This window comes from Mesorhizobium waimense, from assembly GCF_003601975.1.
GTDB lineage: Bacteria > Pseudomonadota > Alphaproteobacteria > Rhizobiales > Rhizobiaceae > Mesorhizobium > Mesorhizobium waimense.
This window is the reverse complement of the sequence record NZ_QZWZ01000017.1, coordinates 72672-90868: the sequence shown is the minus strand read 5'-3', so window position 1 is coordinate 90868 and position 18197 is coordinate 72672. Positions and strand designations below refer to the sequence as shown.

General features: G+C 63.8%; 20 protein-coding genes. 13 read left to right on the top strand and 7 right to left on the bottom strand.

Annotation, left to right across the window (positions count from 1 at the left end):
• The first annotated feature begins 86 nt into the window (after positions 1-86).
• The 3 genes from D3227_RS21695 (at position 87) to D3227_RS21685 (ending at position 3228) form a co-directional block, all read left to right on the top strand.
• The gene (locus D3227_RS21695; RefSeq protein WP_120016351.1) at positions 87-1817 is read left to right on the top strand and encodes a Na/Pi cotransporter family protein; all 1731 of its coding nucleotides are present in this window, start codon (positions 87-89) and stop codon (positions 1815-1817) included.
• A 278-nt stretch (positions 1818-2095) separates the two neighbouring features.
• Positions 2096-2683, top strand: coding sequence for a YqaA family protein (locus D3227_RS21690; RefSeq protein ID WP_006199903.1), 588 nt, complete (start codon positions 2096-2098; stop codon positions 2681-2683).
• Between the two features lie 26 nt (positions 2684-2709).
• Positions 2710-3228 carry a disulfide bond formation protein B gene (locus D3227_RS21685; RefSeq protein ID WP_120016350.1) on the top strand — a complete coding sequence of 173 codons (519 nt, stop codon included), beginning with the start codon at positions 2710-2712 and terminating at the stop codon, positions 3226-3228.
• Between the two features lie 154 nt (positions 3229-3382).
• On the opposite strand, the gene D3227_RS21680 is transcribed toward D3227_RS21685, so the two are convergent.
• A complete protein-coding gene (locus D3227_RS21680) occupies positions 3383-3940 on the bottom strand; it encodes an HNH endonuclease (RefSeq protein ID WP_006199900.1) in 558 nt (185 codons plus the stop codon).
• 128 nt (positions 3941-4068) lie between these two features.
• Positions 4069-4710, bottom strand: a complete 642-nt coding sequence (locus D3227_RS21675; protein ID WP_120016349.1) for a DNA-3-methyladenine glycosylase family protein — start codon at positions 4708-4710, stop codon at positions 4069-4071.
• A gap of 74 nt (positions 4711-4784) precedes the next feature.
• Between D3227_RS21675 and gluQRS the strand changes: the two genes are divergently transcribed.
• A complete protein-coding gene (gluQRS, locus tag D3227_RS21670) occupies positions 4785-5660 on the top strand; it encodes a tRNA glutamyl-Q(34) synthetase GluQRS (RefSeq protein ID WP_120016348.1) in 876 nt (291 codons plus the stop codon).
• Between the two features lie 155 nt (positions 5661-5815).
• On the opposite strand, the gene D3227_RS21665 is transcribed toward gluQRS, so the two are convergent.
• A complete protein-coding gene (locus D3227_RS21665; RefSeq protein WP_120016347.1) occupies positions 5816-6103 on the bottom strand; it encodes a hypothetical protein in 288 nt (95 codons plus the stop codon).
• Positions 6104-6306: 203 nt separating this feature from the next.
• On the opposite strand from D3227_RS21665, the gene D3227_RS21660 reads away from it, so the two are divergent.
• Positions 6307-7209 (top strand): DMT family transporter, encoded by a 903-nt coding sequence (locus D3227_RS21660; RefSeq protein ID WP_120016346.1) that lies wholly within the window; start codon positions 6307-6309, stop codon positions 7207-7209.
• Here the strand turns inward: D3227_RS21660 and D3227_RS21655 are convergent.
• The gene (locus D3227_RS21655) at positions 7179-8030 is read right to left on the bottom strand and encodes a YihY/virulence factor BrkB family protein (protein ID WP_120016345.1); all 852 of its coding nucleotides are present in this window, start codon (positions 8028-8030) and stop codon (positions 7179-7181) included. The two genes, D3227_RS21660 and D3227_RS21655, sit on opposite strands and share 31 nt — an antisense overlap.
• A gap of 57 nt (positions 8031-8087) precedes the next feature.
• Here D3227_RS21655 and D3227_RS21650 point away from each other — a divergent pair, with 57 nt between their 5' ends.
• From D3227_RS21650 to D3227_RS21620, 7 genes are all read left to right on the top strand, one after another.
• Positions 8088-8954 carry an SDR family oxidoreductase gene (locus D3227_RS21650; protein ID WP_120016401.1) on the top strand — a complete coding sequence of 289 codons (867 nt, stop codon included), beginning with the start codon at positions 8088-8090 and terminating at the stop codon, positions 8952-8954.
• Between the two features lie 22 nt (positions 8955-8976).
• A complete protein-coding gene (locus D3227_RS21645) occupies positions 8977-9168 on the top strand; it encodes a twin transmembrane helix small protein (RefSeq protein ID WP_120016344.1) in 192 nt (63 codons plus the stop codon).
• Between the two features lie 23 nt (positions 9169-9191).
• On the top strand, positions 9192-9773 hold the full coding sequence (locus D3227_RS21640; protein ID WP_120016343.1) for a cob(I)yrinic acid a,c-diamide adenosyltransferase: 582 nt from the start codon (positions 9192-9194) through the stop codon (positions 9771-9773).
• Positions 9774-9807: 34 nt separating this feature from the next.
• Positions 9808-10611 carry a rhomboid family intramembrane serine protease gene (locus tag D3227_RS21635; RefSeq protein ID WP_120016342.1) on the top strand — a complete coding sequence of 268 codons (804 nt, stop codon included), beginning with the start codon at positions 9808-9810 and terminating at the stop codon, positions 10609-10611.
• A 172-nt stretch (positions 10612-10783) separates the two neighbouring features.
• Positions 10784-11533, top strand: a complete 750-nt coding sequence (locus D3227_RS21630; protein ID WP_120016341.1) for an electron transfer flavoprotein subunit beta/FixA family protein — start codon at positions 10784-10786, stop codon at positions 11531-11533.
• A gap of 24 nt (positions 11534-11557) precedes the next feature.
• Entirely contained in the window at positions 11558-12487 is a 930-nt protein-coding gene (locus D3227_RS21625) for an electron transfer flavoprotein subunit alpha/FixB family protein (RefSeq protein ID WP_120016340.1), read from the top strand.
• A 120-nt stretch (positions 12488-12607) separates the two neighbouring features.
• Positions 12608-13486: a 3-hydroxybutyryl-CoA dehydrogenase gene (locus D3227_RS21620; RefSeq protein ID WP_120016339.1), complete on the top strand. Its 879-nt coding sequence runs from the start codon at positions 12608-12610 to the stop codon at positions 13484-13486.
• Between the two features lie 46 nt (positions 13487-13532).
• Here D3227_RS21620 and D3227_RS43800 read toward each other — a convergent pair whose 3' ends face one another.
• The 3 genes from D3227_RS43800 to D3227_RS21605 form a co-directional block, all read right to left on the bottom strand.
• Positions 13533-15506, bottom strand: coding sequence for a PAS domain S-box protein (locus tag D3227_RS43800; RefSeq protein WP_120016338.1), 1974 nt, complete (start codon positions 15504-15506; stop codon positions 13533-13535).
• Between the two features lie 197 nt (positions 15507-15703).
• Positions 15704-16342: an NrsF family protein gene (locus tag D3227_RS21610; protein WP_120016337.1), complete on the bottom strand. Its 639-nt coding sequence runs from the start codon at positions 16340-16342 to the stop codon at positions 15704-15706.
• Position 16343: 1 nt separating this feature from the next.
• Positions 16344-16880, bottom strand: coding sequence for a sigma-70 family RNA polymerase sigma factor (locus tag D3227_RS21605; RefSeq protein WP_120016336.1), 537 nt, complete (start codon positions 16878-16880; stop codon positions 16344-16346).
• Positions 16881-17085: 205 nt separating this feature from the next.
• Here D3227_RS21605 and D3227_RS21600 point away from each other — a divergent pair, with 205 nt between their 5' ends.
• A complete protein-coding gene (locus tag D3227_RS21600; protein WP_120016335.1) occupies positions 17086-18093 on the top strand; it encodes an iron ABC transporter substrate-binding protein in 1008 nt (335 codons plus the stop codon).
• Positions 18094-18197: the final 104 nt, after the last annotated feature.

Sequence of the window (18197 nt, the reverse complement as noted above, 5' to 3'; positions counted from 1 at the left end):
GCCGGGCGCTTCGACGCCAGGCCATTTCGGGCAGCAACTGAACTTCGTGTCGCGTCGCAGCGGCGATCTGTTGGGGATAGCGTGAAATGGACATAGATATCTTCAAGGACATCCTCGTGCCGGTGATCGGCGGACTGGGCATCTTCATGCTCGGTCTGGATTTCATGGCCAACGGCATCCAGGCGCTCTCGGTCAACCGGATGCGCGACTTCCTTGCCAAGGCAGCCGGAACGCCGATCAAAGGCGTGCTGGCGGGAACGCTGATCACGGGCGTGATCCAGTCGTCGACCGCGATGAGCGTCATGGTCGTCGGTCTGGTCAATGCCGGTGTCATCGCCTTGCGGCCGGCGATCAGCGTCATCATGGGCGCCAATATCGGCACCACGCTCGGCAACGGACTTATCGCCCTGCCGCTCGGCCCGCTCGGATTGATCCTCGCGGGCATATCGGCCCTGGTCTATTGCTTCGCCAACAGCGAGAAGATCAAGAACATCGCGCTCGCCTGCATGGGCTTCGCGCTGATCTTCTACGGCCTGAACCTGATGACCGGCGGCCTGCGCCCGCTTCGCAACCTGCCCGAAGTCATGTCGCTGCTGCAGACCCTCAAGGCCGATTCCTACCTCAACCTGCTGAAATGCGTGTTCATCGCGGCGGGAGTGACCGCGACGATCCACTCGTCCTCGGCGACGATCGGCATCGTGATGGGCCTGGGTGCTGCCGGCATTCTCGACTGGACCACCGCCGTTGCCTTCTCGCTCGGCGCCGATCTCGGCACCACGGTCACGTCGTGGATGGCTTCGCTCAATCTTTCGAAGAACGCCAAGCGGACCGCCTATGCGCACATATCGTTCAACATCATCGGCGTGTGCATCACCATCCCATTGTTCTTCGTCTCCATCCATGTGCTGGAGTGGGCCATGCAGTTCTTCGGCGGTGATCCAGCCGTTCCGATGATCATCGACGGCAAGGAGACCTTCCCCCTGGTGCCGGTGGCGGTCGGCCTCTACTCGACCTTCTTCAACGTCTTCAACACGCTGTTGCTGTTTCCGTTTATCGGTGTGTTCGAGCGGGTGCTATCGCGTGTCGGCCACACGGATGCCGAGGACGCGGAGGATTTCTCGACGCCGAAATTCCTCGACCGCAAGCTGGCCAGCGATTTCGCCAAGGCCATTCCCGCTGTCCAGCAGGAGACGGCCCGTCACCTCGAGGCCGGCGCGATGTTCCTCGATATCGCGCGCGGCTCAAAGAAAGCGCCGGCCGATCCGGGCGAGCACTATCTTGCAACCGACATCCTCAGCCGCGACATCCGCTCCTACACGGCTTCGCTGATGAAGGAAGACTTGCCCTATGAACAGCTCGACCTGATCGCCAGCCTGATCGAGGAAGCGGACTTCACGGCCGCCTTGACGGAATCGATGCATCAGGTGGCCCGCCGCGTCAAACGCGAGACGTTCAGCAATCCGGCGCAAGCCATTGTCGAGGCCGCGCTGAACAAGCTCGATGCCTCGCTGCGTGAGATCCTGCCCACCTATGGCATCTCCGAGCCGCAAATGCCGGCAGGCCATGCCAGCTTCCCGGAGGTCGAGGAATTGCGTGCGCGGACCCTGGCTCTTGGACCCAATGCCGGTGCTGCCGAGCGCGGCACGATCCTGGCCCTTCTCGGTTCGATCGAGCGGGCGGAGATCCTGATCCGCCGCATCGATGCCGAGCGCAAGTCGGTCAATCGCGCCGGAGTGGTTGCCCGCGCATCGGCGCGCAGGCAGGACAAGCAGCGTCCGCTCGGCGATACCGGCCTCAGCCCTGTCCCGGCTGAGTAGGGACAGCGTCCGAACCTCGCTCCACCGAAACAATGGAAGCGGCATCGCTATCAGGCGATGCCGCGTCCTCGCTTTCGGGCAGCCCGCGACCAAACCTCACCTTTCTGTTTCGTGAAGCTTCAGCCATTGTGCAGCGCGGAAAATCTTTCTAGACAGACGGCGCGTTGAAGCGCCTCGCGCCCGGGAGATGGATGCGGCGTGCTTCTGGTCTTTGTTTTCATGCATGTCGTTTTCCCAAAACCGCTGCGCATTTTGGGCGGCATGCATTAGGAGAGCCGATGCTTCGCGGACTTTACGACTGGACCTTGTCGCTGGCGGCGCGGAAATCCGCCGAATGGTGGCTGGCTTTCATCGCCTTCGTCGAAAGCTCGGTGTTCCTGGTACCGGCCGACGTGCTCTATCTGCCGATGGCCTTGTCGCGGCCCGACCGCGCCTACCGCTATGCGCTGATCGCCACGGCCGCTTCGGTCCTGGGCGGCATCGCCGGCTGGTTCATCGGTCACTATGCCTATGAAGCGGTGGCCAAGCCGATTCTCGAATTCTACGGCAAATATGACGAGTTCGAGGCGCTGCGCACTTCGTCCGGTATCGGCTTCATCATCCTGATGCTGGTCACCTCGGGCGCCGCCCATCTGCCGCCGATCAAGGTGGTGACCATCCTGTCCGGCGTCATCGGCGTCAATCTGCTATTGTTCATCGCGCTGGCGATCGTCGCGCGCGGCGCCCGCTTCCTGCTGCTGGCCTGGCTGTTGCGCCGCTACGGCGAAACGATCCGCGAGTTCATCGAAAAGCGTCTCGGCCTGATTGCAAGTGCTGCCGCCGCCGCCCTGATTTTGCTCTATATCGCGGTCAGATACGCCCACTAGCGACGAAGTACACGGACCACCCATCGATGACAGCGACAATGAATGCCGATACCGTACGCCAGCGCACGCGGGCCGCGCTTTTTCTTGCCGTCGTCATGGCGGCTACCGTCGGCTCGGCGCTCGCCTTCCAGTACATTGGCGGCTACATCCCCTGCCATCTCTGCCTGGAGCAGCGCACGCCCTACTATATCGGCGCGCCTCTGATGCTGCTGGCGGCGCTTGCCTCGGTGCTGGGCGCGCCAGCCTGGGTGACGCGCGGCCTGCTCGCCATCGGCGGCCTGCTGATGCTCTACGGCCTCTATCTCGGCGTCTATCACTCCGGCGTCGAATGGGCATGGTGGCAGGGTCCGGCCGATTGCACCGCCGGTGCCGGCCCGGTCGACACCGGCGGAAAGGGCGTGCTCGACGCGCTCGACAAATTCGTGCCGCCGTCCTGCGACAAGGCGGCACTGCGCATCCTCGGCCTGTCGCTGGCCGGCTGGAACGCCATCGCCAGCTTCATCCTGGCCGCCGTCGCCTTCCGCAGCGCCTTCGCCCGCGACTGAGCGGCTGAGCCGGCGCGAGATCGTTCAAGAATTCGGCAGGCTGAGTCGGATGAAGTGATTTTCGAGAACCGGAGCGGAGCGGACATTAGTCCGCGAGCACCGGAAGCGCAGAAAATCGCTTCAGGCGGCCAGCCTCCCGAATTATCGAACGATCTCAGGGTTCCAGTTCGACATCCCAGTATAGATAATCCATCCAGCTTTCATGCAGATGGTTGGGCGGGAACAGGCGGCCGTTGTTGTGCAGGTCGTGCACCGTCGGCTGAAAGGGTTTCTGCAGCGGCCACATCTTGGCGTGCGCCGGCATCATGCCGCCCTTCCTGAGATTGCAGGGCGAGCAGGCGGCGACGACATTCTCCCAGGTGGTCGCCCCGCCGCGATGGCGCGGGATGACGTGATCGAAGGTCAGGTCCTCCGGCGTGCCGCAATACTGGCACTGGAAACGATCGCGCAGGAAGACGTTGAAGCGGGTGAAGGCCGGATGCCTGGACGGCTTGACATAGGCCTTCAGGCTGACGACGCTGGGCAGCTTCATCGAGAAGGTCGGCGAGGACACGGCGTGCTCGTACTCGGCGACGATGTTCACCCTGTCGAGAAACACCGCCTTGATGGCGTCCTGCCATGACCAGAGCGACAGCGGGTAATAGCTGAGCGGACGGTAATCCGCATTCAGCACCAGCGCTGGAAGCCCATCCGGTGATACGGCAATCGTCACGCGTCGACCTCCTTGGTTCGCGAACCGATCGGCGCGGATACTGTAAGCCCGACATGACAGGGATGTGAAGCGGATTGTCGCTCGCCAGAAACGTCAAAAACGCCTGATTTTCAGGCTTTTTTGTGGATTCACGCGGGGGGTGCAGCGTCCCTGCCCTTCAATTCGCGGTAATAGGCCCAGAAAAGTCGCGACGCGACACCTCGCCACGGGCTCCATGATTCGGCGAGCCGGATCAGCGTTTTCTCCGGCGGACGCGGGTCGATGCCGAGCGCGTGGCCGACGGCGCTCTGCAGCGCGACGTCTCGCGCCGGGAAGATGTCGGGATGGCCGGCGGCGAACAGCAGATAGACTTCCGCCGTCCATGGGCCGATGCCCGGCACCGCCGTCATCGCCGCGATCGCCTGGGGGGCGTCGAGTAGACAGAGATGGTTGAGGTCGAGCCCATCGGCCACGGCTGTTGCCACGGCAATCAGGCCGCGCTGCTTCGGCCGCGACAGCCCGGCCTCGCGAAAGACGTCTTCGCCGGCGGCAAGGATCGCCTGCGGCGTCAGCGGGTCGAGGAGCGTCGTCAACCTCCCGAAAATCGCATCGGCGCTGGCGCGGGACACTTGCTGGGAAACGACAATCGAGGCGAGGCTCCTGAACCCAGGCTCCGAGAGCCTGAGCGGTACCTCGCCGGCCATGCCACGCACCTTTTCGAGCCGCGGGTCGATGAGGCAGAGCGCATCGAGCCCTTGCGCGATGTCGTCGAGATTGGCGATGCGTTGCATGTTCCCTTCCGGCTGGACCGGGCGCAAGGTAGCAATCGGCGAAAGCGCCTGACAACCGACGAGCCGCCTGAGAGATGACGCTCCTGACATTCCGCTTTGCGCCGAGCCCGAACGGGCAATTGCATCTCGGCCACGCCTATTCGGCGCTGCTGAACCAGAGACTGGCGGCCGCGGTTGGCGGGCGCCTGCTGCTGCGCATCGAGGACATCGACACCACACGCTGCACGCCGGAATTCGAAGCCGGCGTCCTTCACGACCTGAAATGGCTCGGGCTTGACTGGGAAGAACCGGTGCGCCGCCAGTCCGACCATTTCGCCGAATACCAAACAGTGCTCGACCGGCTGATTGCCGACGAGCTTGTCTATCCGGCCTTCATGAGCAGAAGTGAGATCCGCGCCTTCATCGCCGGCAGCGAAAAGCGCGGTCGCAACTGGCCGCGCGACCCGGATGGCGTGCCGCTCTATCCCGCAGTGGACAAGGCAGTGCCGGTGAGGCAACGCCAGCGGCGGATCGCCGAGAACGTGCCCTTCGCCTGGCGGCTGGATATGGACGCGGCGATGGCGCGCGCCTCGGCCGACCTGTCATGGACCGAATTCACCGACGAGACGCTTTCCGGCACCAGGCAGGTCGAAGCCCGGCCGCAGGACTGGGGTGACGTGATCTTGGCGCGCCGCGACATCCCGACCAGCTATCACCTGGCCGTCGTCGTCGACGACGCCCTGCAAGGCATCAGCCATGTCGTGCGCGGCCAGGATCTGTTTTCGGCGACCGGCGTGCAACGCCTGCTTCAAGACATGCTTGGCCTGCCGCAGCCGGGATACTTGCATCATCGCCTGATCCCCGGCCCGGACGGGCGCAAGCTGTCAAAGAGTTTTGGTGATACCTGCCTTGCCGAACTCAGGAACGCGGGAGCCTCGCCGGACGACGTCACGCGGCTGGTCGGTCTCTAGAGTTTTCGATCTGGAATGTTGAGATTCAGGTCAGGCCGAGTCGAGAACGGTGGTTCCCGAGAACCGGAGCGGAGCGTACTCAAAGTACGTGAGCACCTGAAGCGCAGGGAACCGCCGTTTGCAGGCCGGCATCACCTGAATATCAGCATTCCCAGCTACCAGCGGGCCAGCCCGGCTTTGATAAACGCCATCGTGCTGATGAAGGTGAAGGCGCCGCCCAGACCCCAGGCGATCGCGAGTTTGAGATCCCGCAGGCTGACGCCATGCTCGTTGGCGACCATCACCGCGACGAAGAAGCCGAGCGTGAACAGCAGCGTGTTGCCGGTCGAGCCGAAACCGTCGTCGCGCATGATGGCGTCGAGCGCGGTGCCGAAGAAGAAGCCGAAAACGGCCACCGTCGCGACCGTCATCAGCAGCCAGCTGGTGTCGAGATTCAAAAGCATGACTACCCATGGCGACCGAACCGCCATGCCCCTGGGGATCAATCGATTGAAACGATTGTCCTGACGCCGATTGTTGAATTCGAATGAGCTTATGGATCAATCGTTTCATTTTGCTTGCCGGATTAAACGGCATTAGAGCAATCGCCGTAGTCAGTTTTTCATCGAATACGTCTCCACCCGGTTCACGGACGGCTCCCGGAAAAATGCACAGCATCAAGCGGCTCATCCCCGCCTCTTTCGTTGTCCTGTGGGCAACCGGCTTCATCGGTGCGCGCTATGCCATGCCGTGGGCCGAGCCGTTCACCTTCCTGGCCGTGCGCTTCGTTCTGGCCGCTATCTTGCTGGGCGGCTTGACGATCATGCTCGGCTCCAAAGGAGCCACCCGCGCGGAAGCGCTGCACGCGATGGGCGCCGGCGTGCTGATGCACGGCGTCTATCTCGGCGCCGTGTTCTGGGCGATCCATAGGGGCATGCCCGCCGGTCTCTCGGCATTGATCGTCGGCCTGCAGCCGCTGATCACGGCAGTGCTTGCCGGCCGGTTTCTCGGCGAAGCGATCCTGCCGCGCCATTGGGCTGGCCTCGCCGTCGGGCTCTTAGGTGTCGTCATCGTGCTGTGGCCGAAACTTGGAGCGCTCGGCGGCGGCGTGACGGCAGCGACGCTGACCGCCTCGCTTGTCTCGGTGCTTGGCATGAGCGCCGGCACGATCTGGCAAAAGCGCTTCGCCTCCGGCGGCGACCTGGTGGCGGCGACGATGTGGCAATATGTCGGCGGCGCCGCACTGATGGCGCTCGCCTCGCTCGCCTTCGAGACGCGCACCGTCACCATCAATGGCGAGTTGATCTTCGCCATGGCATGGCTGGTGCTGGTGCTGTCGATCGGCGCCATCTTCCTTCTGATGGTGATGATCCGCGACGGCGAAATGTCGAAGGTCGCTTCGCTGTTCTACCTCGTTCCGGCTGTCACCGCGGTCATCGCCTGGGCGCTGTTCGGCGAACAGCTCAACCTGGTCCAGATCGTCGGCATGGCGATCGCCACGCTTGGTGTCGGCCTTGCCACCGCCCAGCCAACCAGGAATCAGCCAACGCGGGCGCGTGCCTCGAGGTAGCGACTGATCGCGGCATTGAGCTCGCCGCCGAGGATGAAGATCGCCGAGAGCATGTAGAGGAAGACGACCGCGATCATGATCGAGGCGAGGCCGGCATAGGTCGTCACATAGGACGAGAAATGATCGAGATAGGTGGCGAAGATGGTCGAGCCGGCAAGCCATGCCGCCAGCGTGAAGATGATGCCCGGCACGATCGAGACGAAGCGGCGCTTGCCCGCCGGCAGCCAGAAATGCACCGCGAACAGTCCGCAGACAATGACCGCCGAGGCGATGATGTAACGCCATAGGGTGATCGTACCCATATAGGGCTTGATCCATTCGAGATGCGCTTCGGCCAGCCGCGCCAGCAGCGGCGCGAACACCAGGAGCACGCTGATCGCCAGGAAGCACGCCGTGGCGATCAGCACGAAGATGATGCTCTGCACCCGGCGGTAGATGATGCCGCGCGTCTCCGACACGCGATAGGCGCGGTTGAGCGAGGTGCGCAGCGCCTCTATGCCGTTCGAGGCAAAATAGGCGGCAAGCAGCACGCCGTAGGTCAAAAGGTCGGTGCGCCGGACGGTGAGCACGTTCTGCACCTCGCGTGCGATCGGCTTGGCGATTTGTTCGGGCCAGGTGTCGAAGACAAGGTGCACGGCGGTGTCGGAGAAAGCCTGCGCGCCGAGGAAGCTTGCCAGCGTCGTGGCAAAGATCAGGAACGGAAACAGCGCCATCAGCGAGGTGATCGCCAGATGGCTGGCCATCGCCCAGCCGTCGTCGGTGTTGAAATGGCCGATCGCGTCATAGAGCACGCGGCGCAGGACGACGATTTTCCGCAACAAGTCCCGCGTTCCCTTCGATTGTCTCGACGCCGCGAATATGGGAAGGGAATGCGGCAAATGGCAACCCTTGCTCAAACCACGATGCCCGCCGCGAGACAATTGCGCACCATCATCGTCACCGGTGCCTCTTCCGGCATAGGCGCCTATTGCGCCAGGGCGCTCAAGGCGGAAGGCTGGCGGGTGTTCGCCACGGCGCGCAAGCCCGAAGATATCGCCGCGCTCGAAGCCGACGGCATCGAGACCTTCTACCTCGACTATCGCGAGCCCGGCTCCATCGAGGCGCTGGTCGCCTCGGTTCTGGAACGCACGGGCGGGCGGCTCGACGCGCTGTTCAACAACGGCGCCTATGCCCAGCCGGGCGCCGTCGAGGATCTGCCGGTGGCGGCGCTGAGAGAACAGTTCGAGGCCAATCTCTTCGGCTGGCACGATTTGACGCGCCGCATCGTGCCGGTGATGCGCGGCCAGGGTCATGGCCGCATCGTGCATTGTTCCTCGATCCTCGGGCTGACGCCGGTGCGCTTTCGCGGCGCCTATTCAGCCTCCAAACATGCGCTGGAAGGCCTGATGCTGTGCCTGCATCAGGAACTCGCGGGCAGCGGCATCCATGTCTCGCTGATCGAGCCTGGACCGGTGACGTCGAAGATCGCCAGCAACGGGCTGTTCTGGTTCCTGAAAAATATCGACCACGAGAACTCGGTTCACCGCGCCGACTATCAGGCGCAGCTGGCACGGCTCAGGGCCGGCGGCAGCACGTCCAGGCTGAAGCCAGGACCGGAAGTGGTCCATACGGCCTTGCGCCATGCGCTTCTGTCGCGGCGCCCGCGACCGCACTATGTGGTAACAGTGCCGGCCAGGATCGGCGCGACGCTCAAACGTATTCTGCCCGCATCGATGCTCTACCGCCTGCTTGCCAGGCGCGCCTGAACGAAAACGAACTGGAACAGACATGGCAACCGTCTTCAACGTCCTCGCCGTCCTCGTCATGGTCGCCGTGGTGATCGTGCTGATCCGCGGCCTCATCAACATGATGCGCGGCGGCGATGGCATGACCTCGAACAAGCTGATGCAAGCGCGCGTGCTCTTGCAGTTCGTGGCATTGGTGCTGATCCTGCTGGCGGTGTATTTCACCCGCAAGTGACGGCACTCTCGGGGAGGCTATGCGTGGTCAAGCTCAACAAGATCTACACCCGCACCGGCGACGACGGCACCACCGGCCTAGGCACGGGCGAGCGGCGGCTGAAGTCCGACCTGCGCGTCGACGCCTACGGCACGGTCGACGAAGCCAATGCCTGCATCGGCATGGCCCGCATCCACACCAGCGCCACCCATCCGGCGATCGACGCGATGCTGTCCCGCATCCAGAACGACCTTTTCGACCTCGGCGCCGATCTCTCCGTGCCGGACGACGGCAAGCCGGTCGGCTACGAGCCGCTGCGGATGATCGCCTCGCAGACCGACCGCGTCGAAAAGGATATCGACCTACTCAACAAGCACCTTCAGCCGCTCAAATCCTTTGTGCTGAACGGCGGCACGCCGGCTGCGGCGGCCCTTCATCTCGCACGCACCGTGGCGCGGCGGGCCGAGCGCATCATGGTGGCGCTGGCGCAGGATCCCCGCGAGCACGTCAACCGCGAGGCGATCAAATACATCAATCGCGTTTCGGACTTTCTGTTCGTCGCCGCACGCGCGGTCAATGACAACGGAAACGCCGACGTGTTATGGGTGCCCGGCAAGAACCGCTGAAATCGGCCGAAGCGGAAGGGGCAAGTCAAACCTCATGTTCATCCCGCTCTACGACACCAACAGGCTGCGGCACATCCGGCTGCAATATGTGACGATTGGCCTGATCGCGGCCAACACGCTGATCTATTTCGCCACCGCGCTCGGCGGCGAGCAGTTCTCCAACGCCGCGGTGCTCGGCCTCGGCTACATACCCTCTGTCGTGCACGACAAGGTCGAGCTGTCGCCCGAATTCGTCGTGATCCCCGAAAGCCTGAGCTACCTGACCTATTCCTTCCTGCATGCCGACATCTTCCACCTCGGCGGCAACATGCTGTTCCTGTGGGTGTTCGGCGACAATGTCGAGGACGCGCTCGGCCATATCCGCTACCTCATCTTCTACTTGCTTTGCGCCATTGCCGGCGCCTTCTTCCAGGGCTTGGTGGCGTGGGATTCGCAGGTGCCGCTGATCGGTGCGTCCGGCGCCATCGCCGGCGTGGTCGCCGCCTATCTGATCCTCTATCCCCGGGTGAAGGTGTGGGTTCTCGCCTTCGCCCGCATCCCACTGCGCATCCCGGCCTTTATCCCGCTCATCCTGTGGATCGTCTTCCAGATCGTCATGTTCGCCGCCGGCGGAGAGGACCAGATTTCCTGGGCCTGCCATATCGGCGGCATCATCGCCGGCGCGGTGCTGGTGCTGGTGCTGCGCCGCCGCGGCGTGCCGCTGCTTGCCGGCGCCGACGGCGAGCCTGCGGCGGAAGCCGATCAAGCGCCCGGTGCTGCCGAGCAGGTCGCCAGCGATCTGCCTGCAGCCCAGCAGGCACCGCAATGGGGCCGTGGCGGCGCTTCCAGTCCGAACTGAACCGATTTGACTGCGTCACGCATATTGACGCGCCGGGTTGTCGCAACTACGGAAGCGCCACTGCAAGGCGTTTGAAGAGCAGAATTCCGTCCGGAATGTCGGCTTTCGACAACTCAGAAGAGGCACACGCTGCTATAGCGCGCCCAAATATTCTTGAAAGAGGTGACAGGAAATGAAGATCCTTGTGCCCGTGAAGCGGGTTGTGGATGCGAACGTCAAGGTGCGCGTCAAGGCTGACGGTTCGGCGGTTGAGCTTGCCAACGTCAAGATGGCGATGAACCCGTTCGACGAGATCGCTGTCGAAGAGGCGATCCGTCTGAAGGAAGCCGGCAAGGCCGAGGAGATCATCGTCGTCTCGATCGGCCCGCAGCAGGCGCAGGAAACGCTGCGCACCGCACTCGCCATGGGCGCCGACCGCGCCATCCTGGTCAAGACCGACGAGCAGACCGAGCCGCTTGGCGTCGCCAAGGTGCTGAAGGGCGTGGTCGAGGCGGAACAGCCCGGCCTTGTCATCCTCGGCAAGCAGGCGATCGACGACGATTCCAACCAGACCGGTCAGATGCTGGCAGCCCTTCTCGGCTGGGCGCAGGGCACCTTTGCGTCCAAGGTCGTTATCGACGGCGACAAGGCCAAGGTGACGCGCGAAGTCGACGGCGGCCTGCAGACGGTGGAGCTGAAGATGCCGGCGATCGTCACCGCCGACCTTCGCCTCAACCAACCGCGCTATGCGTCGCTGCCCAACATCATGAAGGCCAAGAAGAAGCCGCTCGATGAGAAATCGCCCGCCGACTACGGCGCCGACGTCAAGCCGCGGCTCAAGGTGCTCAAGACCGAGGAGCCGGGCGGCCGCAAGGCGGGCGTCAAGGTCAAGAGCGTCGCCGAACTGGTCGACAAGCTCAAGAACGAAGCCGGCGTGCTGTAAGCGATCGGGAAAGGAACGAGACAAATGGCAATTCTCCTCATCGCCGAACACGACAACGCAACCCTTTCCGACCAGACCGCCAAGGCGCTGTCGGCGGCCCTGCAGATCGGCTCGGACGTGCACGTCCTGGTGGCCGGCAAGGGCGCCAAGGCCGCAGCCGACGCCGCTGCCAAGCTCAAGGGCGTCAGCAAGGTGCTGCTGGCCGAGGCCGACGAACTGGCTGAGCGCCTCGCCGAACCGATGGCGGCGCTGGTTGTCAGCATAGCCGGCGCCTATGACACGATCATCGCGCCGGCGACCTCGTCGGGCAAGAATGTCGCGCCGCGCGTGGCGGCCCTGCTCGATGTCGCGCAGGTGTCAGAGATCATCGAAGTCGTATCGCCCGACACCTTCAAGCGGCCGATCTATGCCGGCAACGCCATCCAGACCGTGCAATCGACCGACGCCAAGAAGGTGATCACGGTGCGCACCGCCTCCTTCCAGGCGGCGCCCGAAGGTGGCTCGGCCGCAGTCGAGACCGCGAAGGCGGCGGCCAATCCCGGCCTGTCTTCCTTTGTCGAGAACAAGCTGTCCGAGACCGACCGTCCGGAACTGACCTCAGCCAAGATCATCATCTCGGGCGGGCGCGCGCTGGGTTCGGCGGAAAAGTTCCAGGAAGTCATCCTGCCGGTTGCCGACAAGCTTGGTGCCGCGGTCGGCGCGTCGCGCGCGGCAGTCGACGCCGGCTACGCGCCGAACGACTGGCAGGTCGGCCAGACCGGCAAGGTCGTGGCCCCTGACCTCTACATCGCAGTCGGCATCTCCGGCGCCATCCAGCACCTTGCCGGCATGAAGGATTCCAAGGTCATCGTCGCCATCAACAAGGACGAGGAGGCGCCCATCTTCCAGGTTGCCGACTACGGCCTCGTCGGCGATCTCTTCGTCATTCTGCCGGAACTGCAAAAGGCGCTTTGACGCTATCTGCCTAAGCGTATTAAATTGTGAAGGGTGGGGTAGACGAAGCTGCCCCGCCCTTTTAGTTTGCACCGCACAAAAGGCAGGCCGCAAAGGCCTTTCTTCGACGGGATCGGTGTAATGAGCAAGATCGAGACGATCGGCATCATCGGCGCGGGCCAGATGGGCGGCGGTATCGCCCATGTCTCCGCGCTTTCCGGCTACAAGGTGCTGATCTACGACATCTCGCCCGACCGCATCGAGAAGGGCATCGCCACCGTCAGCGGCAACATGGCCCGCCAGGTCGGCTCGGGCAAGCTTGAGGAAAAGCTGCGCAACGAAGCGATGGCGCGCATTTCCGCCGCCCCCGTCATGGCCGATCTTGCCGGTGCCGATCTGGTGATCGAAGCAGCGACCGAGGACGAGACGGTCAAGCGCAAGATCTATGCCCAGCTCTGCCCGCAGCTCAATCCCGAGGCGATCCTGGCAACCAACACCTCGTCGATCTCGATCACCCGGCTTGCCGCGCAGACCGACCGTCCCGAGCGCTTCATCGGCATACATTTCATGAACCCGGTGCCGGTGATGAAGCTGGTCGAGCTGGTGCGCGGCATCGCCACCGAGGACCAGACCTTCGAGGCGGCCAAGGCCTATGTGAAGCAACTCGACAAGACGATCACCGTCTCGGAGGATTTTCCGGCCTTCATCGTCAACCGCATCCTGCTGCCGATGATCAACGAGGCGATCTACACGCTCTACGAGGGCGTCGGATCGGTCGACGCCATCGACACCGCCATGAAGCTCGGCGCCAATCATCCGATGGGGCCGCTGCAGCTTGCCGATTTCATCGGCCTGGACACCTGCCTGTCGATCATGCAGGTGCTACATGACGGCCTGTCGGATTCGAAGTACCGCCCCTGCCCGCTGCTGGTGAAATATGTCGAGGCCGGCTGGCTCGGTCGCAAGACCGGGCGTGGCTTCTACGACTATCGCGGCGAGCATCCGGTTCCGACGCGCTAATCCGAAGACTTCGGCTCTACGAACTCACAAAGTCGGCAAGGCCCTTTCAGGAGGCTGCGGCAAGCGGCTTGGGCGATACCGTCTCGTCGGCTTTGATGTCCTCGTCCGCCGTCGAAACGCAGCCCCTTCCGGCGGCCTTGGCCGCGTAGCAGGCGGCGTCGGCCCGCGCGATGATCTCGTCCACTTCGCCGCAGCCGGCGCGGATCGGCGCCAGCCCGATGCTGGCGCCGATCGAATGGTCTCGTCCGTCCCAGGTAAAATTCAGGCCGCGTATCGCATCGATGATGGATCGTGCCGCAATCATGCCGCTGGCGGCCGAGCCCGACTTCAGGATGACGGCGAACTCGTCGCCTCCGAGGCGGGCGACGATGTCTTCTGGGCCAAGCACGCCACGGATCGCCTCGGCGACCCGCTTCAGCAGGGCATCGCCCGCGGCATGGCCGCCGGTGTCGTTGACCAGCTTGAAATGGTCGAGGTCGACAAACATGAACTGATGCTCCCCGATCGACCCTGTCGTATCGAAGGCCGAGTTCGTCGTGCCGCCGACCGACCCCGTCGTGTCGGCCACGCCGGCCTTGCCGCTCCGATTGACCAGTTCCTCCATCGTGCGGATGAAGCTCGAGCGGTTGGCGAGACCGGTGAGCGCATCATGGGCGGCGGCATAAGCGAGCTGGCGCTGCAGGGCGCGCGCATCGGTAAAATCCTGGAAGACGATGACCAGTCCGCAGAACTCAGCTCGCTCGTTCATGATCGGCGACACGACCTGACGGATGCTGCAGCGCGTGTCGTCGCGGCGGACCAGCACGGCGCGGCTGTTCTGCTCGGCGGGGCCTGTGCCGCCGGTCGAAGCGCGTGCCACGCCGATCCTTTGCCCGGTCTCTTCGTCGACCGTCCAGTAGACATGACCGAGCGTCTTGCCGAGCGCCTCGCCGCTGGTCACGCCGGTCAGCTTTTCGGCCACCGGATTCATGAAGGTGACGCGGTTTGCGGCATCCGTGCAGATCACGGCATCGCCGATCGACTGCAACGTGACGCGCAGCCGTTCCTTCTCGTCGGCCAGCATCGCCGCCGACACGATGAGGCGCGCTTCGGCCTCCTTGCGCTGGGTAATATCGGTCAGGCTGCCGATGGCCCTGATCAGCCGCCCTACGGCGTCCCGCTCGATGGCCTTGCCGCGGTCGAGGATCCAGACCCAGTGCCCGTCCTTGTGGCGCATCCTGAACTCGGCTTCGAAAAACGGCGTCTCGCCGGCGAGGTGGGCGCGGTCGGCCTCGGCGACGAGTTCGCGATCGTCGGGATGGATCATCGTCAGCCAGCGGTCGGGGTCGCCATCCAGTTCGCCATCGGCATAGCCGAGCATTTTCACCCAGGTGCCGGAGTAGGTCGTGCCACCCTTGCGCATGTCGAGATCCCAGACGCCTTGACCGGCGCTGGCCAGCGCGAAGTTCCAACGCGTTTCGGCCTCCGCGATGCGCGCCTCGGACTGCTTGCGGGCATCGATGTCCTCTATCTGCGAAACCAGGTAGAGCGGACGGCCGCTGTCTTCGTCGCGGATGACCGAACCGGCAAGTTGCGCCCAGACCGGCGTCCCGTCCTTTCGCAGGTAACGCTTCTCGAAATGGAAAGCGTCGATCTTGCCTGCCTTCAGGTTGATCATCGTGTCCCTGCCGATCTGCAGGTCGTCGGGATGGGTGATCTGGAAGAAGGTCAGTGCCTCGATCTCCTCGCGGCTATAGCCAAGCATGGTGGCGAAAGCCGGATTGGTCTGCAGGATGCGGCCGTCGAGGCCGACAATGGCGACGCCGATTGCCGAATCCTCCATGGCGCGGCGGAAACGCTGCTCGCTCTCGCCGATCTGCCGGCGGTCCGCGACGATCTGGCGAACGAACAGGGCGGTGAGGAAAAGCGACGCCGCGATCATGGCGACCGCTATCTGCAGGCAAAGTTTCAGGGCCTCGGCACCGAGCTCCAGGCGCGACAACAGGATCGACGCAAGGGCGGCGACAAGGCCGACCACCATCAAAACCAGCGCAGCATGTCTGTCGGCCCGCAGGCCTTTCCACGTCCACGTCACAATGCGGATCCACCCCGTTGCGCAATTGCACGTTGCTGCAACCCTGGCGGATCGATTTTAAGGAAAGGTTGCGCTGGCGGTCCCGGCGACGATGCTAACCGGCAAACAATTGCCGGCATGATTAAGGATCGGTGTGTGTTGCCCTACCAGCGCACAAAAAGCCGCCCACCCAGGGCCCCCAGCGCCGTAAGGATGATGATCGCGACCGTGTACCAGGTGGCGACAAAGAGCGGCGAATCGTCGACGCAGTGCGCGGCATAGAAGGTCGCCGCCAGCCCGCCGGCAAGCAGGCCCGCAACCGCGCCGGCAAGCACCGGCCGCGTCGGCGCGCCGTAGCGCAGCATCCACAGGAAAATCGCCAGCGGGCCGATGCCAATCAGCGGGATGAAGCCCATGCAGATCATCATGTTGGAGCCGACCAGCCGCGTGCCCCATTGTGCCTCAGGCACCGCGAAGAGTTCCAGAACCACAGCCACGAGGACGAGCAGCGGCGCTGCGGCCATCCAGGCCGCGGCCTTTCCCGTCGACGCGCCGGGGGTCGACAAAGCGTGGATCAGCGCGAAGGCGGTGCCGGCAAGCACGATGGTGAAGACGAACTTCGACAGGAAGCGCATCGTGTGCATGGCGATCATGATGTCGGAACGTGGACCGATGGTGAACCAGAAGACCACCACCGCGATCACCGCCGCAACCGCGGTGGCCATCCACCAGGCCGAGCGTAGCGGCATCGCCTTGCTGCGGGCGTCGGCGTCCAATGCCTTGATGAGATCCTCGGTCCTCATGTCATTCCCGCCCGAAACGCCTGGCAATGGCGGCAAGCCCGCGATGCAGCGACACCCGCACCGCCGTCTCCGTGATGCCGAATTTCGCCGCCGTCTCACCGATCGAACGGCCCTCGACCGACACCGCCGATACCACCGAACGCTGCGCCGGCGGCAGGCTGTCCAGCACCCGGTTGATGTCGCGCTCGCTGACGGTCTCGGTCTCAGGCTCGGCGAAGGTTTCGGCGATTTCGTCGATCTCTATCTCGACACGCCGCCCGCGCCGCCGGAAGGCATCGATCAGCTTGAAGCGCGCGATGGCATAGACCCATGGCAACACCGGCGCATCGTCGCGCCAAGTATGCCGTTTCACATGAATGGCCAGCAAGGTTTCCTGCACGACATCCTCGGGGTCGACCCCCCCCTGTACGATCTTGCGCCGGGCAAAGCCGCGAACGAGAGCAGCCGTCCGGTGCAGAAAGTCGGCGTAGGCCCTTTCATCTCCGGCGATTGCGGCCTTGAGCAGCCGGGAAAGCTCGGCCTCATCCTTGCCGGTCACAAGAGTTCACTCCCCCGATGTTCGCGTCTCGGCGCTGTTTTGTTACGTGGCCGGCGAAATAATGTCCAAGCCAAACTGCCGGAGAATCACGAAAGTTTGCGCCCCGCTGCCGATTGAACCAGTTCACCAATGTTGACTCGGACAATCAGGTATTGGTAGGTGCAGCCGTGCCAAGACCAACCAACAAGATCGAGGACGACGCCCCATGAGATACGCCCTTTCCGCCCTCGCCGGCGCCACCGCGCTGGCGGTCAGCCTGCTCGCCGCCCCCGCCATGGCCGAGGATGCCGGCATCGTCGTCTACAACGCCCAGCATGAGAGCCTGGCCAAGGAATGGGCCGAGGGCTTTACCAAGGAAACCGGTATCAAGGTCACGCTGCGCAATGGCGGCGACAGCGATTTCTCCAATCAGATCGTCGCTGAAGGCGCTGCCTCGCCGGCCGATGTGTTCCTGACCGAAAACTCGCCGGCCATGGCCCTGGTCGAGGCCGCCGGTCTGTTCGCGCCGGTCGATGCCGACACGCTGGCGCAGGTTCCCCAGGAATACCAGCCGACCACCGGCAAATGGGTCGGTGTCGCCGCGCGCAGCACCGTCTTTGCCTACGACAAGACCAAGCTGAAGGAAGACCAGTTGCCCAAGTCGCTGCTTGAGCTCGCCGATCCGAGCTGGAAGGGCCGCTGGGCCGCCTCCCCCTCCGGCGCCGATTTCCAGGCCATCGTCAGCGCGCTGCTGCAGCTGAAGGGCGAGGCCGCGACGGCCGACTGGCTGAAGGCGATGAAGACGAATTTCACCGCCTACAAGGGCAACAGCACGGTGATGAAGGCGGTCAATGCCGGCGAGATCGAAGGCGGCGTCATCTACCACTATTATTATTTCGGCGATCAGGCCAAGACCGGCGAGAACAGCAAGAACGTCGCCATGCACTATTTCAAGAACCAGGATCCCGGCGCTTTCGTCTCGATCTCCGGCGGCGGCGTGCTGGCCTCGAGCAAGCACCAGAAGGAAGCCCAGGCCTTCCTGAAGTGGGTGACCGGCAAGGGTGGCCAGGAGGTGCTGAAGGACGGCACGTCCTTCGAATATGCGGTCGGCAAGGGCGCCGATTCCAATTCGAAACTGACGCCGCTGGCCGATCTGCAGGCGCCGAAGGTCGATCCGGCGACGCTGAACTCGAAGAAGGTCACCGACCTGATGACGGCAGCCGGCTTGCTTTAGTTCGCGTTCGTCCTAAAAGGGCAACCGACTGCGCTCCCGCGGGATACGCTCTCCGCGGGAGCGCTCTGTTTTCGAGGTGGCATTCGTCGATGACGACAAGCTGC

Coding starts and splice junctions, on each gene's coding strand:
- D3227_RS21620 (WP_120016339.1), top strand. CDS start 12,608: ATGAGCAAGATCGAGACGATCGGCATCATCGGCGCGGGCCAGATGGGC.
- D3227_RS21685 (WP_120016350.1), top strand. CDS start 2,710: ATGACAGCGACAATGAATGCCGATACCGTACGCCAGCGCACGCGGGCC.
- D3227_RS21600 (WP_120016335.1), top strand. CDS start 17,086: ATGAGATACGCCCTTTCCGCCCTCGCCGGCGCCACCGCGCTGGCGGTC.
- D3227_RS21690 (WP_006199903.1), top strand. CDS start 2,096: ATGCTTCGCGGACTTTACGACTGGACCTTGTCGCTGGCGGCGCGGAAA.
- D3227_RS21675 (WP_120016349.1), bottom strand. CDS start 4,710: ATGCAACGCATCGCCAATCTCGACGACATCGCGCAAGGGCTCGATGCG.
- gluQRS (WP_120016348.1), top strand. CDS start 4,785: ATGACGCTCCTGACATTCCGCTTTGCGCCGAGCCCGAACGGGCAATTG.
- D3227_RS21610 (WP_120016337.1), bottom strand. CDS start 16,342: ATGAGGACCGAGGATCTCATCAAGGCATTGGACGCCGACGCCCGCAGC.
- D3227_RS21695 (WP_120016351.1), top strand. CDS start 87: ATGGACATAGATATCTTCAAGGACATCCTCGTGCCGGTGATCGGCGGA.
- D3227_RS43800 (WP_120016338.1), bottom strand. CDS start 15,506: ATGGTGGTCGGCCTTGTCGCCGCCCTTGCGTCGATCCTGTTGTCGCGC.
- D3227_RS21650 (WP_120016401.1), top strand. CDS start 8,088: ATGGCAACCCTTGCTCAAACCACGATGCCCGCCGCGAGACAATTGCGC.
- D3227_RS21625 (WP_120016340.1), top strand. CDS start 11,558: ATGGCAATTCTCCTCATCGCCGAACACGACAACGCAACCCTTTCCGAC.
- D3227_RS21645 (WP_120016344.1), top strand. CDS start 8,977: ATGGCAACCGTCTTCAACGTCCTCGCCGTCCTCGTCATGGTCGCCGTG.
- D3227_RS21630 (WP_120016341.1), top strand. CDS start 10,784: ATGAAGATCCTTGTGCCCGTGAAGCGGGTTGTGGATGCGAACGTCAAG.
- D3227_RS21660 (WP_120016346.1), top strand. CDS start 6,307: ATGCACAGCATCAAGCGGCTCATCCCCGCCTCTTTCGTTGTCCTGTGG.
- D3227_RS21635 (WP_120016342.1), top strand. CDS start 9,808: ATGTTCATCCCGCTCTACGACACCAACAGGCTGCGGCACATCCGGCTG.
- D3227_RS21665 (WP_120016347.1), bottom strand. CDS start 6,103: ATGCTTTTGAATCTCGACACCAGCTGGCTGCTGATGACGGTCGCGACG.